The sequence below is a fragment of the Pseudomonas sp. ACN8 genome, from assembly GCF_002303925.1.
GTDB lineage: Bacteria > Pseudomonadota > Gammaproteobacteria > Pseudomonadales > Pseudomonadaceae > Aquipseudomonas.
The window spans coordinates 16096-30907 of record NZ_MRCS01000014.1 but is presented as its reverse complement, the minus strand read 5'-3'; the positions used below and the strand labels follow the sequence as shown (position 1 = coordinate 30907).

The 14812-nt window shown below is 55.2% G+C and carries 14 protein-coding genes and 1 pseudogene; 7 read left to right on the top strand and 8 right to left on the bottom strand.

The window, feature by feature from the left end; genetic code table 11:
* The first annotated feature begins 17 nt into the window (after window positions 1-17).
* Entirely contained in the window at window positions 18-1691 is a 1674-nt protein-coding gene (locus BSF44_RS10075; RefSeq protein ID WP_095943381.1) for a bifunctional diguanylate cyclase/phosphodiesterase, read from the top strand.
* 114 nt (window positions 1692-1805) lie between these two features.
* On the opposite strand, the gene BSF44_RS10070 is transcribed toward BSF44_RS10075, so the two are convergent.
* Window positions 1806-3203, bottom strand: a complete 1398-nt coding sequence (locus tag BSF44_RS10070; protein WP_095943380.1) for a NorM family multidrug efflux MATE transporter — start codon at window positions 3201-3203, stop codon at window positions 1806-1808.
* 158 nt (window positions 3204-3361) lie between these two features.
* Here BSF44_RS10070 and BSF44_RS10065 point away from each other — a divergent pair, with 158 nt between their 5' ends.
* On the top strand, window positions 3362-4282 hold the full coding sequence (locus BSF44_RS10065) for a LysR substrate-binding domain-containing protein (protein WP_095943379.1): 921 nt from the start codon (window positions 3362-3364) through the stop codon (window positions 4280-4282).
* Between the two features lie 136 nt (window positions 4283-4418).
* The gene (locus BSF44_RS10060) at window positions 4419-5633 is read left to right on the top strand and encodes an aldose 1-epimerase family protein (RefSeq protein WP_095943378.1); all 1215 of its coding nucleotides are present in this window, start codon (window positions 4419-4421) and stop codon (window positions 5631-5633) included.
* Between the two features lie 6 nt (window positions 5634-5639).
* Here BSF44_RS10060 and BSF44_RS10055 read toward each other — a convergent pair whose 3' ends face one another.
* Window positions 5640-7133 carry a YifB family Mg chelatase-like AAA ATPase gene (locus tag BSF44_RS10055; protein ID WP_095943377.1) on the bottom strand — a complete coding sequence of 498 codons (1494 nt, stop codon included), beginning with the start codon at window positions 7131-7133 and terminating at the stop codon, window positions 5640-5642.
* A gap of 264 nt (window positions 7134-7397) precedes the next feature.
* Between BSF44_RS10055 and BSF44_RS10050 the strand changes: the two genes are divergently transcribed.
* Both BSF44_RS10050 and BSF44_RS10045 read left to right on the top strand, forming a co-directional pair.
* On the top strand, window positions 7398-8894 hold the full coding sequence (locus BSF44_RS10050) for an AAA family ATPase (protein ID WP_095943376.1): 1497 nt from the start codon (window positions 7398-7400) through the stop codon (window positions 8892-8894).
* Entirely contained in the window at window positions 8891-9793 is a 903-nt protein-coding gene (locus BSF44_RS10045) for an HNH endonuclease (protein ID WP_095943375.1), read from the top strand. Before BSF44_RS10050 ends, BSF44_RS10045 begins: the two co-directional genes overlap by 4 nt.
* A gap of 105 nt (window positions 9794-9898) precedes the next feature.
* Here the strand turns inward: BSF44_RS10045 and BSF44_RS10040 are convergent, their stop codons facing one another.
* The 4 genes and pseudogenes from BSF44_RS10040 to BSF44_RS30305 all read right to left on the bottom strand — a co-directional run bounded on the left by BSF44_RS10040 (window position 9899) and on the right by BSF44_RS30305 (window position 12336).
* Window positions 9899-10621, bottom strand: coding sequence for a hypothetical protein (locus BSF44_RS10040; protein ID WP_095943374.1), 723 nt, complete (start codon window positions 10619-10621; stop codon window positions 9899-9901).
* On the bottom strand, window positions 10618-11508 hold the full coding sequence (locus tag BSF44_RS10035; RefSeq protein WP_095943373.1) for a hypothetical protein: 891 nt from the start codon (window positions 11506-11508) through the stop codon (window positions 10618-10620). The genes BSF44_RS10040 and BSF44_RS10035 overlap by 4 nt, the downstream gene beginning before the upstream one ends.
* Before the next feature lie 111 nt (window positions 11509-11619).
* Window positions 11620-11992, bottom strand: a pseudogene (locus BSF44_RS10030) (magnesium chelatase domain-containing protein); the annotation flags it as partial.
* Between the two features lie 173 nt (window positions 11993-12165).
* The gene (locus tag BSF44_RS30305; RefSeq protein ID WP_172435330.1) at window positions 12166-12336 is read right to left on the bottom strand and encodes a hypothetical protein; all 171 of its coding nucleotides are present in this window, start codon (window positions 12334-12336) and stop codon (window positions 12166-12168) included.
* A gap of 201 nt (window positions 12337-12537) precedes the next feature.
* Between BSF44_RS30305 and BSF44_RS10025 the strand changes: the two genes are divergently transcribed.
* Window positions 12538-12801 (top strand): HigA family addiction module antitoxin, encoded by a 264-nt coding sequence (locus tag BSF44_RS10025; protein WP_095943372.1) that lies wholly within the window; start codon window positions 12538-12540, stop codon window positions 12799-12801.
* A gap of 12 nt (window positions 12802-12813) precedes the next feature.
* Here BSF44_RS10025 and BSF44_RS10020 read toward each other — a convergent pair whose 3' ends face one another.
* Window positions 12814-13332 carry a Bro-N domain-containing protein gene (locus BSF44_RS10020; protein ID WP_095943371.1) on the bottom strand — a complete coding sequence of 173 codons (519 nt, stop codon included), beginning with the start codon at window positions 13330-13332 and terminating at the stop codon, window positions 12814-12816.
* Window positions 13333-13778: 446 nt separating this feature from the next.
* On the bottom strand, window positions 13779-14039 hold the full coding sequence (locus BSF44_RS10015; protein WP_046038993.1) for an accessory factor UbiK family protein: 261 nt from the start codon (window positions 14037-14039) through the stop codon (window positions 13779-13781).
* Between the two features lie 408 nt (window positions 14040-14447).
* Here BSF44_RS10015 and glnK point away from each other — a divergent pair, with 408 nt between their 5' ends.
* Window positions 14448-14786: a P-II family nitrogen regulator gene (gene glnK, locus BSF44_RS10010; protein WP_002555808.1), complete on the top strand. Its 339-nt coding sequence runs from the start codon at window positions 14448-14450 to the stop codon at window positions 14784-14786.
* The last annotated feature ends 26 nt before the right edge of the window (window positions 14787-14812 follow it).

Genomic DNA, 14812 nt, shown 5'->3' with positions numbered 1-14812 from the left:
GAGTCTAGGGAGCTAGCTTGTCTACGCCTGTCGAACCCTTGCGTTTGCTGCTACTGGCCGAAGAGCCAGCGTGGGCAGCGTTGTTGCGCGAGTGTCTGGCTCCTATGGGGAGCTCGGCCGTGCTCATCAGCGCGCCGAGTTGGGAGTCGGTCAGCAGTCTGTTCGATGACAACCGCAGCGCGGTGTTATTGACCATCCCGCAACTTCAACCGGCGCCGGGCCGTTGCAGCCTGCCGACGGTGCTGCTGCTCGACCATGAGCCGCAGACCCCACCCGATGGCGTGAGTGACTGGCTGGTGCGCGACCTGCTCGATTCCGGCATGTTGCGCCGTTGCCTGCGCCATGTGCGCGAACGCGGCGTCCTGGAAAACACCCTGCAACGCCTGGCCGAGCAAGATCCGCTGACCGGCATCGCCAACCGTCAGGGCTTCCAGACCCTGCTGACGGCGCGCTTGGCGGAAAACGATGGTCGCGGCCTGGCCCTCGGTCATCTCGACCTCGACAACTTCCGTTATGCCAACGATGCCCTTGGCCATCAGGCCGGTGACCGCCTGATACTGCAAGTGGTGGCGCGGCTCAAGAATCAGCTTGAGGCCGGCGATCAACTGGCGCGCCTGGGCAGTGATGAATTCGCGCTGCTGATCGACACCCGTCGAGCTCCCCAGCGTGCCGAGTGGATGGCCGAGCGTATCAGCGAAGCACTGGCCGAGCCTTATTGGGTCGATGGCGAAAGCCTGCTGATCGGTTCCAGCCTGGGCATCGCCCACGCCCGGGCCCAGACCGGTGCGGACCCGCTGATGTGGCATGCGCACATCGCCATGCAGCAGGCCAAAAGCACCCAGGGCTGTACCTTTCACATTTTCAACGAGCGTATCAACCGCAATGCCCGCAGCATCGCCGACCTCGAAACCGAGCTGCGTCGGGCACTGCGCCGCGATGAGCTGGAGCTGCACTACCAGCCACGGCTGAATCTCGAAGACGGGCAAATTGTCGGCCTCGAAGCCCTCGTGCGCTGGCGCCATGCCGAGCGCGGCTTGTTGCCGCCGAGCGAGTTCGTGCCGCTGGCCGAGCAGAGCGGCCTGATCGTGCCGCTGGGCTACTGGGTGATTTCCCGGGCCTTGCGTGACATGCAGGCGCTGCTTGAGCTGGGTTTGCCGCCGTTGCACATGGCGATCAACCTGTCGTTCCGGCAGTTCCAGGACAGCCAGTTGCTGTCGACCCTCAGTCGCCTGATTGCCGAGCGCGGTGTCGAGGCGCAGTGGCTGGAGTTCGAACTGACCGAAACCGCCGTGATGCGTCGCAGCGATCTGGTCAAGCAGACCATGGACGCCCTCGGACGGCTGGGCGTGCGGTTCTCACTCGACGACTTCGGCACCGGATTCTCGTCGTTCGTGCACCTCAACAGCCTGCCGATCACCTTGCTGAAGATCGACAAGAGCTTTGTCGGCGGCATGGAACAGCGCGAGGAAAACCGCAAGCTGGTCCACGCGATGATCAATCTGGCGCACAACCTCAACCTCGAGGTGGTCGCAGAAGGTGTGGAAACGCCGGAGCAACTGGATCTGCTGCGCGGGTTTGAGTGCGATCAGGTGCAGGGATATTTGATCAGCAAGCCATTGCCGCTGGATGAGTTGGTGGAGTATCTGACGGTTGGCTCCAGTCAGCAGCCGATGCTGGAAATCATGAGTTAAAAACTCCGCGCGCCCCCTGTAGGAGTGAGCCTGCTCGCGATGAGGCCAGGTCAGTCAACATTCATGTCGGCTGATAGTTCGCTATCGCGAGCAGGCTCACTCCTACAAGGGATCTCAGTCAGGCTGAGCGATCTCGAAGCGTTGCTCTGACGTCGTATCGCGCTTGATCATCCGCTTCATCTTCCACTCAAACCCCAGCGTCAGGCTCACCGCCGCACACGCCAGCCCCAGCGCCAGCCCCCACCAGACACCCGTTGGCCCCCAGTCCAGGTGGAACGCCATCCACCACGCCGCCGGTGCGCCAATCAGCCAATAGCAACCCAGGCCGACGAGGAAAGTGGTCTTGGCATCCTTGAGCCCGCGAATGCAGCCCATGGCGATGGTTTGCACGCCGTCGAACAGTTCGAACCAGGCCGCCACCGCCAACAGGCTCACGGCCAGGTTGATGACATCGCGAAACGCAGGGTCGTTGTGGTCGAGAAACAAACCGACCAACTGGTTTGGCAATAGCCAGAAGACCATGGCGAAACACAGCATCGCCACGGCCCCGAACGCGATACCGACCCGTCCGGCCAGGCGCGCATCCAGCAATTGCCCGGCACCGTAGTGCTGGCCGATGCGCATGGTGATTGCGTAGGAAATACCCGCCGGGACCATGAACGCTACTGAAACGATTTGCAGGGCGATCTGGTGTGCGCCCAGCTGCGTGCTGCCCATGGTGCCCATGCACAGCGCGGCGAAGGCAAACAGCCCGACTTCCACCGCGTAGGTGCCGCCAATCGGCAGGCCCAGGCGCCACAGTTCCTTCAGGTACTGGCGGTTCAGCCGCGACAGGCCCTGGCGCAGCGGATAGGCCTCATAAGCCGGATGCCGACGAATGTGCCACGCCAGCGCAAGTGCCATCAGGTTGGCGACTATGGCCGTGACCAGACCAATGCCGACCAGCCCCAGTTTCGGCAGACCGAACATACCGGTGATCAGCGCGTAATTGAGCACAAAGTTAGCCACCGTCCCGCCGAGGCTGATGACCATCACCGGCGTCGCACGGCCAATGGCGCTGGTGAACCCGCGCAGGGCCATGAAGCTCAGGTAGCCGGGCAGGGCGAACGGCAGGAAGATCAAAAACTGTCCGGCCATCTGGACGTTGCTTTCCGTCTGGCCGAACAGCAGCAGCATCGGTTTGAGGTTCCATAGCAGCAAGCCGGCGGCCAGTGCCATCAACCACGCCAACCACAACCCGGCCTGGGTCAGGCGAGTGGCACCGACAATATCGCCGGCACCCTGACGGATCGCCACCAGTGTGCCGACCGCCGCGATCACGCCGATGCAGAAAATCGACACGAACGAATAGGTCGCCGCGCCGAGCCCGCCACCGGCCAGCGCCTCGGGGCTCAGGCGCGCCATCATCAGGGTGTCGGTGAGGACCATCAGCATGTGCGCCAACTGCGAGGCAATCAGCGGCCCCGCCAGCCGCAGAATGGCCCAGAGTTCAGTACGTGCCGGATGCTGCATGGTCATCACGCTCGATTATCAAAGGGAACAGGAAAACACCGATTCTCGGCGCTCTGCGCGGTTTGCACAAAGGGATAAAAAGGATGGGTGGCATGATTAAAACTCATGCTGGAGAGTTTCTGCTAGGGTAGACGAACCCCGCAGTAGGAGCTTTCCCAATGTCTCGTCGTCTTCCTCCCTTGTATGCCCTGCGCGCATTCGAAGCGGCGGCGCGGCACAGTTCGTTTACTCGCGCGGCCGAAGAGCTGTCGATTACCCAAAGCGCAGTCAGCCGACATATTCGTACGCTCGAAGAGCATTTTGCTTGCCGCTTGTTTCACCGCAGTGGCCGCAACCTGCAACTGACCGAGTCGGCCCGTCTGCTGCTGCCGGGCATTCGCGAAGGCTTCACCGCCCTGGAGCGCGCCTGCAATACCTTGCGCGCCGAAGACGACATCCTGCGCATGAAAGCCCCGTCGACCCTGACCATGCGCTGGTTGCTGGCGCGCCTCAGTCGCTTCCGTCATCTGCAGCCGGGCAATGAAGTGCAATTGACCAGTGCGTGGATGGACGTCGATTCGGTGGATTTCAATGACGAGCCGTTCGACTGTGCGGTGCTGCTGAGCAATGGACATTTCCCCCCGGACTGGGAGGCGAGTTACCTGTTCCCCGAGGAATTGATCCCGGTGGGCGCCCCCAACCTGCTGAACGATCAGCCTTGGGATGTCACGCGTTTGGCCAATACCGAATTGCTGCACCCGACACCGGACCGTCGCGACTGGCGCAACTGGCTGGAGCGCATGGGGTTGGCCGATCAGGTGTCGCTCAAGGGCGGACAGGTGTTCGATACCCTGGAGCTGGGCATGATCGCTGCCGCTCGAGGTTACGGTGTGTCCGTGGGCGATCTGCTGATGGTGGCGGAGGATGTCGCGCAGGGACGTCTGAGTTTGCCGTGGCCGACCGCCGTCGCCAGTGGTGAGAATTATTACCTGGTCTGGCCGAAAACCCGGCCCGGCGGCGAGCGCATGCGCCGGCTCAGCGACTTTCTGCAAAACGAAGTCCGGGCCATGGAATTGCCGGATGTCGTGCATCTGAGCTGAACGATGAAGCCGGCGCAATGACGGCTTCAGGCAATTGTCTTTCTTGGCATTTGCCATCGATGTTTCGATTTTTATGCTTGCTGAAACGTTTCTTCAGGTCTATAAAAATCGCACAACTCCAAGAAAGGCTGTTGCCATGACTCCACTCAAACTCTTCGTTGCCCTCAGCGCACTGTCCGCTGCCTCCCACGCCGTGGCCTGGGATTACGCCCTGCTCGACACCGACAAAGCCGCCCAGAACTGGCAAATCACCAGCCAGCAACTCGGCGTAAAAACCGACAAACCCTTCAGCGTGACCCTGCGCACCTTGCACGGAGGTCGGCAGGAAGGTGTCAGCATCGTCGACATCGATAACGGCACGATGAAACTTTCGGTAGTTCCTACTCGCGGCATGAACGTCCTGCAGGCCTCGGTCGGTAACGTGCGCATGGGTTGGGATTCGCCAGTCAAGGAAGTGGTCAATCCGTCCTTCATCGAGCTCAACGGCCGTGGTGGCCTGGGCTGGCTGGAAGGCTTCAATGAGCTGGTCACCCGCTGTGGCTACGAATGGGTCGGCCACCCCGGCATCGACAACGGCGAACTGCTGACCCTGCACGGTCGTGCTGCCAATATCCCGGCCAATAAAGTCACCCTGCACATTGATGAAAAACCGCCGTACGCCATCAGCCTGCGCGGCGAGCTGAAAGAGCAGGCTTTCAAGAAAGTCGACTTCTCGGTCGCGACCGAACTGGTCACCGAGCCCGGTAGCGTAGCGTTCGCCCTCAACGACACCCTGACCAACAACGGCGACTATCCGAAGGAATACCAGGCGCTGTATCACAGTAACTTCAGCACCCCGTTCCTGGAGCAGGGCGCCCGCTTCGCCGCGCCGGTGAAACAGGTGTCGCCGTTCAACGATAAAGCCAAAAGCGATTTACCGGACTGGCAAACCTATCGAGGACCCACCAAGGACTACGACGAAACGGTTTACAACGTAGTGCCGTACGCCGATGCCAAGGGCGATACATTGACCGTCCTGTATAACAAGGCCGGCAGCCTGGGCGTCTCGGTCGGCTTCAACACTCAAACACTGCCGGTGTTCTCCTTGTGGAAAAACACCGATACCCAAGGGCAGGGCTATGTCACGGGGCTGGAGCCAGGCACGAGTTTTTCCTACAACCGCCGGTATCAGCGGCCACTGAACCTGGTGCCAATGATCGGGCCGAAGGAGCAGAAGCAGTTCCGCATCAGCTACGCCTTGCTGGCGGATAAGACCGCTGTGGATAAGGCGTTGAAGCAGGTGAGCGAGATCCAGGGTGGGCGGGAGACTGAGGTGCGGCAGACGCCGTTGGTTGATCTCAGCAAGGGGTGACGCTGACTAAAGTGTTGTTGGCCGATATTGCAGCGCTTCGGCCAAGTGCTCGCGTCTGATCTCATCGACTTGTTCAAGGTCCGCAAGAGTGCGCGCTACTTTGAGCAGTCGATGGGCCGCTCGCAGTGACAAGGTCAGTCGTTCACACGCCGTCTCCAGCCAGGTTTCGTCTGTTGTGGATAACTTGCAGTAACTGCGCAGGCCCGGCAAGTCGAGAAAGGCATTGGCACAGCCTTGGCGCTTTTGTTGCCGTTCTCGTGCGTCGGCAACCAACTCGGCGGCGGTGGCAGTGTCGTCGCCGGGTTTTAACGCAGGATTCAATGTCGTGGCTTCGCGAGCAACCGTCAGGTGCAGATCAATACGATCCAGCAGTGGCCCCGACAGTTTGTTGCGATAGCGCTGAACCATGTCCGGCGTACAGGAACAACGGCCACTCGGTTCGCCAAGATATCCACAGGGGCAGGGATTCATCGCGGCGACCAATTGAAAGCGCGCCGGGAAGCGTACGCGGTCCTTGGCGCGGGAAATTACGATGTGGCCGGATTCCAGTGGCTCTCTCAATACCTCCAATACCTTGCGATCAAATTCCGGGAGTTCATCGAGGAACAACACGCCATGGTGAGCGAGGGTGATTTCGCCCGGTTGTGGTTTCGAGCCACCGCCCACCAGTGCCGGTCCTGAGGCGGAATGGTGTGGTTGTCGGAAGGGGCGCTGCGGCCAATGGCTCAGTGGCACACAACTGGCGACGGATTGAATCGCTGCGACTTCCAGTGCTTCGCTCTCGGCCAGGGGTGGCAGCAGCCCTGGTAATCGGCTCGCCAGCAGTGTCTTGCCCGTACCCGGTGGCCCGCTGAACAGCAGGTTATGCGCACCCGCTGCTGCAATCAGCAGCGCGCGTTTGGCCGCCATTTGCCCCTGAACTTCGTTCAAGTCGGGATAGGGTTTGCTGGCGTAGAGCAAACCGTTGGAAACGTAAGGCTCGATGGGGGTGTGCCCATTGAAGTGCGCCACCGCCTGCAGCAGATGGTCCACTGCAATGACCTTCAACCCCGACGCCAGGCAAGCCTCTTCGGCATTCGCCTGCGGCACCATCAACCAGCGCCCGGCCTTGCGCGCCGCCAATGCCGCCGGTAGCACCCCGCGGACCGGCCGCACTGCGCCGGAAAGCGCCAGCTCCCCCAAACACTCCACGTCATCCAGTGTCAGCGTCGGCACCTGCACGCTGGCCGAGAGAATCCCCAGCGCAATTGCCAGATCGAATCGCCCGCCATCCTTGGGCAAATCCGCCGGCGCCAGATTCAGCGTGATCCGTCGCGCTGGAAATTGCAGCCCCGAATTGATGATCGCGCTGCGCACCCGGTCCTTGCTTTCTTTCACCGCCGCTTCAGGCAAGCCGACCATTGTCAGTGAGGGCAGACCGTTGGCCAGATGGACTTCGACGGTAACGGCGGGCGCATCCACGCCAATCTGGGCGCGGCTGTGGACGATGGAGAGGGACATGGTCGTTCCTTGAGCTGACGTTGGACCGCTTCCTGCGGTTTTTGAAGGGTAGTTGAAAAAGAACGATATGCTCGAAGATAGGTTTACAAGGGGTGTCAGTGACCTGTTTGCGACGCGCAGGATGCCGACTAAGCCTAGGAATGAACTTAATTGTGAGTGTCGAGTGGCGCATGGAACACTATTTTCAAATAGATCTGTCCAGTTTGCTGTCTCTCGAATACCACAGCCTAGACGAAACATACTCGTTCCTGCTAGCGTCTCCCAATGGACATCTATATCTGCAGTCGATTTTTCGTAGGGGCACCGTCAGATGCTCCCTATCCTCATCTTCTACTTGCGCGAGACGGTTGGAATGATTACTCCTACTATACGCTTTTTGGTGTGCGCTTAAGGTTGAGTGGGAACATTCAAGTAGAGCTTAACCAAATAAAAATAATGAAGGGCGGTCAGGCTGAAGGCTTGGAGAATAGACCGTTTCAAGAGGTGCAGCCCGGCGCGTTGGTTCCACGGGCGCTTCTCGAGTCGATATGCTCGCTCAGCTCAAGCAAAAAGTATTACGATGGACTAGCCAGGCTTGACATGGAAATGGCTCGTGATGTTCTGAAAACACTTAGCGATGCCTCATTTTTACTTGATGTAAAACTTCGGTTCCAAGAGCAGCCTTGCTTTCAGATTTCTCTACTTAGAGAGCCGGAAGCTCGCGAATTACTCGACGACGCAGGGATTCGCTTTGGCGCCGAACAGCAATTAATAAATGCATTTACTGCAAAAGTACTACTCGAGGGAGCGAGTGCTCCGCATGAATTCCACTTTGACTTCTACTCTAAACTTGGCGCACCTCGCCGCATGCAGTCGATTGTTGGGCTAAACGGTGTCGGAAAAACGCAAGTGATGGCAAGGCTTGCAATGTTGATGAGCCGTTTTTCAAAGCAGGCTCTAAAGGCAAAGCGATCTGCGCTTCAAGGCGATGATGTTATTAATCCTGTTCCTTCAATATATGGCGTTGTAGCTGTATCGTTTAGTGCATTTGACGAATTTGAACGCCCGACGCAGTTGCAGGGTGAAAAATTTAAATACAGCTATTGTGGGCTGCAACATCATCGAGGACGCCTCAAGAGCAAAGAGGATCTTCTGGAGGAAATTCAAACAACGCTCGCCAGCCTTTCCGATGAAAAGCGAGATCTACTGAAAAAAGTTCTTGGGAATCTCGTTCGAATTGATGATTTGGATACTTTTATCGATGAGCCGGAGAATAATAAAAACCTTTACGAACGTTTAAGCGCCGGACAACGGCTGGCTCTAAATTGTGTATTTCATATACTTTCAAAAATTGACCGCCGTACATTAATTCTATTTGACGAGCCAGAGTTGCATCTGCATCCTCAATTGCTTACTGGTCTCCTGAATACGCTCAGCGAAATTCTGGAAAGTCAGGATTCGTTTGCCATTATTGCTACGCATTCGCCCTTGGTAATCCAACAACTCCCCATGGAGTGTGTCCATGTAATTCGTCGGGATCGGATGACTCCAATGGTTTTGAAACCTACTTTTCAGACATTTGGAGAAAGTTTGTCAGAGTTAACCAAGTTTGTCTTCTCTTCTACTGAGGCTGACCGCGACTATCGTTCGGTGCTGGACCGTATGTATAGTGAAGCGAACCAAGATGTTGAAGCTGTACGCGCCATTTTCAGCAATCAATTGAGTTTAAGTGCTGACATTTACCTCGAGTCGCTAGGGGAAGGAAAGGCATCGCTGCAATGAGATATCAACTAGCAGCAAATAGTCTCGACGTTGACAGTTATTTCCAAAAAATTATTGGCAATAAGAATTTGAAGACAAGAGCCGAGCTAATGGCGGTGAAAGTTGACGTATTAGCTCTTTGCAAGTCATATGCAACAATATTAAAGGGGTTTCATACGCCCATAGAGCAGGCTTGGACTGACAAGGCGTCTGAGGCTCTGAAGTCGTGCTATGCTGTTAACACCAAGGAATTATCCTCGCATAAGGATGCCATTCTAAAATCCTTACAGTCACAAGCAGATATTAATGTGCAGCGATGCGCGTACTGCATGTTGAACGATCCGAAAACTTGGGATCACTATATGCCCAAGGACTATTTTCCAGAGTATTCCGTTTATCACGAAAATCTGCTCTATATCTGCTATGGCTGCAATCAGAGAAAATCAAATTATTTCGACAAAAATCACCTGATTTATTGTCATCCCTACTTCACCGTAGATAATGAGGAGGCCTTGCTACACTGCAAGGTTACCGTTAACAACGGAAGGCTTTCTATTCAATACTATGGTGGAGGTGAGGGTAAGTTCAGCCAGGCAGGTGCAATTGCGCATCAGCATCTTGACCGGCTTGGACTTATCGAAAGATTCAAAGGTGAGGCATCTAGTACAGTTAGCGGGCTGATTGGAGAGTTACGTCAATATTATCCTGGTGGAGTGACGCAGAAGGCTCTCGATGGGGTGTTGAAGCGAAGGTATGACGAAGCTAGGGATAAGCTTGGATGCAACGCATGGGATAGTCGACTATGGCATGGACTAGCCGCGTGTCCAGACTTCGTTGTATATGCTAATACCAAGATTTCACGACCGGGCGGCCCCAGCAGCAAAGGTTTTCGGAAATCGTCACCTCCAGCCCCGCCATAAGAGGTATAAGAAATTCCAGTTGGATTTCGCGGGCACGTGTGGGGGATTTGGTGTTAGATACAAAAAAAGGCCCGCAGCATTGGCGGGCCTTTTCATGATATTAAGTTACATCGCGTGTAGCATGGATTTCACGAGCTTTGGCCAATATTGGTTCTTGTCCGCTTGATTGGAGAAACCAAGTCTTTCATATACATTGCCACCAATTCCCGGTCTTATCTCGCCAGTGTTATTATCGCGATCTCTGTCTTTTGCTAAGAATTCAAAATCGAACAGCCCAGAGTAGCTGCTTGGGAATTCTTTCAACAGTTTTCTCGCTGAATCTTCATGCATTACTGGCGAAACTACATGAATTTTCTTTGGTCGAATTTTGTCAAAAAGTGCAGTAATATTCGTTTTTACTACACAAGAACCAGAGATAATAGATTTTACTACAATCATCTCATCGGAGTTCTCATAGCCTGGTTGCATAAATTTACGAATGATTGGGGCAACGGTAGCGCTGCCCTCAAACATGCTTTCACGTTGGTTCCAAACGCAAACAAAATAGAGTTCTTGCACCTTATCAGCGAGGGTGTCATATACACCTTTCGATAAGAAGTCCGCATCCTCTACAGTGGACACGATACAAATCTTGCTCTTAGACGATATTTTTTGTTCATCATAGAGCTTTTCGGCCAGCAACTGACCAATTCGATACATCGTGTCCTGATAAGCCTTTGGAGGGGACGAAGTATCGAGCAGGCTAGAAAGCATATCGATACTGCGTTGTTCATTAGGATAAGCCCAAGTGCGCTCGGCATTTTCTGCTACTGCGACTTTAGTTATCATACATCACCCCGGCTAATAACATCGATGAAGCTACTCCAGTCAGTCACTGGATTGTTAGACAGCTTTGTTTCCAATTCGTTTAGGCTGTCCGAGTCGATTTGTATCGTTCCTTCAAGACATCCTTTTATATCGTACACAAGGAAACCGTTGCATACGCTATAGCTTAGTCCGTCGACTTTGTCAAGGATAGCCTTCAAGGATTCTGGGATGTCGGCGCCCGCATTGAGTTTGAAATAGTAGGGTTTAAAGCCTTGCGCCGCTGCCTCAACAATTTTAAGAGCCGTTACGCTATTTGCTCTGTTTGTAGTCCAAGCCCCATTGAGTGCTTGCCATACGGTGGTTACTTTATCTGGGTCGTTTGGGAATGCGCATAGCTCTTTAAATGGCTGAATCTGCGGGTCATTGCTAGCAAGCAGTGAATTGAACGTCTCAGATTTAAAGTACACGCAGGCAGAATGTGTCTTGATAATTTCTGGAATTTTTTTAGTCAGTCTGCGATGGCAGTTTTCATCAGAAATTACAAGAATAGTTTTTGAGCTTGGTATGTTGTAGAAATTAGTATTTACATCTTGCTGGATGGCAAAGTCGTCCGCAATTCCCGACCCCCATCGAATAGTTGGGGAGTTTTTCAGCTGATAATTCTCTTTTGTGCCCAAAGTAGGGTTTTCGCACACCAGGTCATCTACTAAGTCAACAGCCTGGGTCAGAATTTCTGTGCTTTTGTGATCGCCACCTAAAACATAGAGCTGCGCAATGGTGTGCACGGCAAAATCTGTCTCAAAGGTATTGCCCTTTGCGTTGTTCGCGCCGCCTCTAATTCTGTGCTCAAGTCTGGAAACGACCGGCTTGCCGTGCTTTTCCTTGAGATATTCTTCTATAGAGGTCATGGCTGATCACGGGAAAAAAGTGCGCAGAGTATACAGATGGGATCGCAAAATCCCTAGGGAAAAGACATTCCGCCATCATGAGTCGTTGGGTGTGTTTCAACGCAAAATAAACATGTTGTGAGCGTCTGGGGAAGAATTCAACAGCGCACGTTTCGCCGCGAGTTGTCCCTGCAATTCATCAAATCGGAATAGGGTTTGCTAATCACTTTCAAGCCCGACGCGAGGCACGCTTCATCGGTATTGGCGCGCGGCACCACCAACGAATGCCCGGGCTTGCGCGCCGCAGGATAATGCGCCGTGGCGGAAACTGCAGCCCCGAATTGATGGTCGCACTGCGCACCCGTTTCTTGCTTTCCTTCACCGCCGCCTCGGGCAGGCCGACTATGGTCAGCGATGGCAAACCATTGGCCAGATGGACTTCAACATTGACAGCGGGGGCATCCACGCCAATCTGGGCGCGGCTGTGGACGATGGAGAGGGACATGGTCGTTCCTTGAAATGACGGATACCGCTTCCTGCGGGTTTTCAAGGGTAGTCAGGAGATGAGGATTTCGCGTGGCGCCAGAGAAGATGAATTTTCGCAGGATGTTGCGAGTCAGCCTGGAGCATGCTGGCAGACAAAAAACCGCCATTCAGGCGGTTCTTTGGTAGCTAGGTTCAGGTTCTTTTGCCGGCAAGCAAGCCCAGAGGTTCAAGGTTTTTGCCGTGAGTGGCAGCGACATCAAGAAATCGTTGTTGATTGGCTGAAATATTACCAGTCAGTCGAAGCGCTTCAGCATGATACTGAACGATGAGCAACAGCCTAGCTTTTCGCTTTTTGTGAATCATGGACCTCCTGTGCCTAGGAGTTAAATTGAAGACGCGAAAAGCGTAAAGAAAAGGGGCGGACTGATAAATCAGGCCGGAGAGCTGCTTTTTTGTAGGACCGTGCCGAGATTGTTGAAGGACTTCGATGAAAGAGCGTGGATGGTCTTGCCGGATGAAGGTTGCTGCTTATGATCTCGCTGAATGCAGCCTTAGGAGGCGTGAATGAACAGGAATGGGATGCGCCCGATTCATCCTGGCGAAATTCTCAGCGAGGAGTTTTTGAAGTCACTGGGCGTTACAACCGATGCTCTGGCTCGCTCGCTGAACGAGCCAGAGGCGGAAGTAAGCGATGTGGTGAATCAGCGGAGCGGTGTCAGAGTTGGTCTGGCGCAAAAGCTATCCATCCACCTGAACACCACACCCGATTTCTGGCTGAATCTGCAATCGACCTACGAGTTGCGCTCAGCCCAGATCGAGCGTGGTTGAACGTTAAAATGTTCAAAGCGACTGCAAGACACGTGAAGCCCGCTTCCACCACGGTTTTACCGGGCGTCTTGCCTGCTCCCGCTCTGTCATCATCTGCGGCACATCCTGCAGCCGAATCCACGGCTGGTTGTTCCAGTGCAGCAGGCTCAATGACCTTTCCGGCCAGTTGAGCAGGCTCAGTTGTGGGCGCTCGATTGTGGTGGGGTGTTGGGCGTCTCGCAGGGCGGGAACGACTTCGTGTGTGAGCCATTCGCGTAAGGCTCGGTATTCGGGGCAGTAGTGATAGACCAGCAAGGCGTAGACGCCGGATTCGCTGATCAGCAGGGCGTTTTCGATGCGGCCGTGGATCAGGATTTTGGTGGTTTGATATTGGTCAGGATCGAGTTTCTGGACTAGGCGTTCGTTGAGATAGATGCGTAGTAGTCGGCCAAGGTCGCGAGCGCAGAGCCACGGTTGGTTTTGAAGGAGTAAGGCGTGGAGGTGAAGCTTGTGGCGGGTGAAGATGTGAGGGATTAGAAAGTTTTCTTCCATGGAGCAGTACCCAAGTTCGCTTGATAGATAACTGCCATTTATCGTCGCCAAACAATAAGGGTGGCAGCTGCGTGCGGGTTGGCGAACCGGCCAAGCGAATACCGGCAGACCTTAAGGTCTCCCACACACAGCCGCCATAATTCGAATCGAGATAATTGCCCGAAAACGGATGGTTGCGGTGCATTGCTTGGTTCCAGGTCGCCAAACCCAGTGCTGAATATTCAGCATTGGGATGAGCTTAGAGAGCGGATACCTGGCGACGCAATCGGACGGCGGTGTGATGTTTGTAGGACGTTGCCGGGATTGTTGCGGGGCTGAAGATCAAAAGATCGTCCGAACGCGGCCCGAACCTTCGGCAGCTCCTACAGGTGAAGTGCAAGGTCGTTCCGACCTTCAATCGCGAGCAGGCTCGCTCCCACAGGGGGGGCTGCATTTCACATCAGCATTTATTCGGTCGGCGGATTCAGCTTCGCTTCCAGCTCCGCCACTTTCGCTTCAAGGCTCTCCAGCCGCGCCCGCGTGCGCGCCAGCACAACCATCTGGCTATCGAATTCTTCCCGGCTCACCAGATCCAGTTTGCTGAAGCCACTCTGCAGCAACATCTTGAACTGGCTTTCGATTTCAGCTTTCGGCAGAGGCGTGTCGCCGCTGAAGAGGCGGGAGGCGGTGCCGGTGAGGGCGTCGAGGAAGTCTTTTGGCGCGAGCATGGGCAATGTCCTGGAAACAATGACGGGCAGTGTATCACGCAGTGTCTATAGTCATTTGCGCGGGCAAGGGATGCACGCTTTTCGCGCATGGGGACGGGCGGTATCGCACCGTTGTTGTGCGTATCGCGTCGGCTGTTGTTGCGAAGTGGCAGTCATCTGCGGGTAAAGGCTTGAAAACAGTAGTTTTTGTGGAGATGGCAAGCTTTCTGCTTAGACCCTGATGACCCATGCACTGATGCAGTCACTGTGACGAACGCAGTGCGCCAAGCGAAGCGGGGGAGTGTTTCGTGAGGAGCGTCGGACGGGCAGGTCAGGGCCGACGATGCGTTACAAAGCCAGGCACTGCGCTTAGACTTGAGTCGGGTTTGTTTTCCTGGGGCAAGTCCACCAATTCGGGAGAGAGTTTTCATGAAGCTAGTCACTGCCATCATCAAGCCGTTCAAGCTGGACGACGTACGCGAGTCGCTGTCCGAGATCGGCGTGCAGGGCATTACCGTCACTGAAGTCAAAGGCTTTGGTCGGCAGAAGGGTCACACCGAGCTGTATCGCGGCGCGGAATACGTGGTCGATTTCCTGCCCAAGGTGAAGATCGACGTCGCCATCGACGACAAGGATCTGGACCGGGTAATCGAGGCCATCACCAAGGCTGCCAACACCGGCAAGATCGGTGACGGCAAGATCTTCGTGGTCAATCTGGAACAGGCGATTCGCATCCGTACCGGCGAAACCGATACCGACGCAATCTAAGCCGCCACAAACCCAACGCCCCAGGA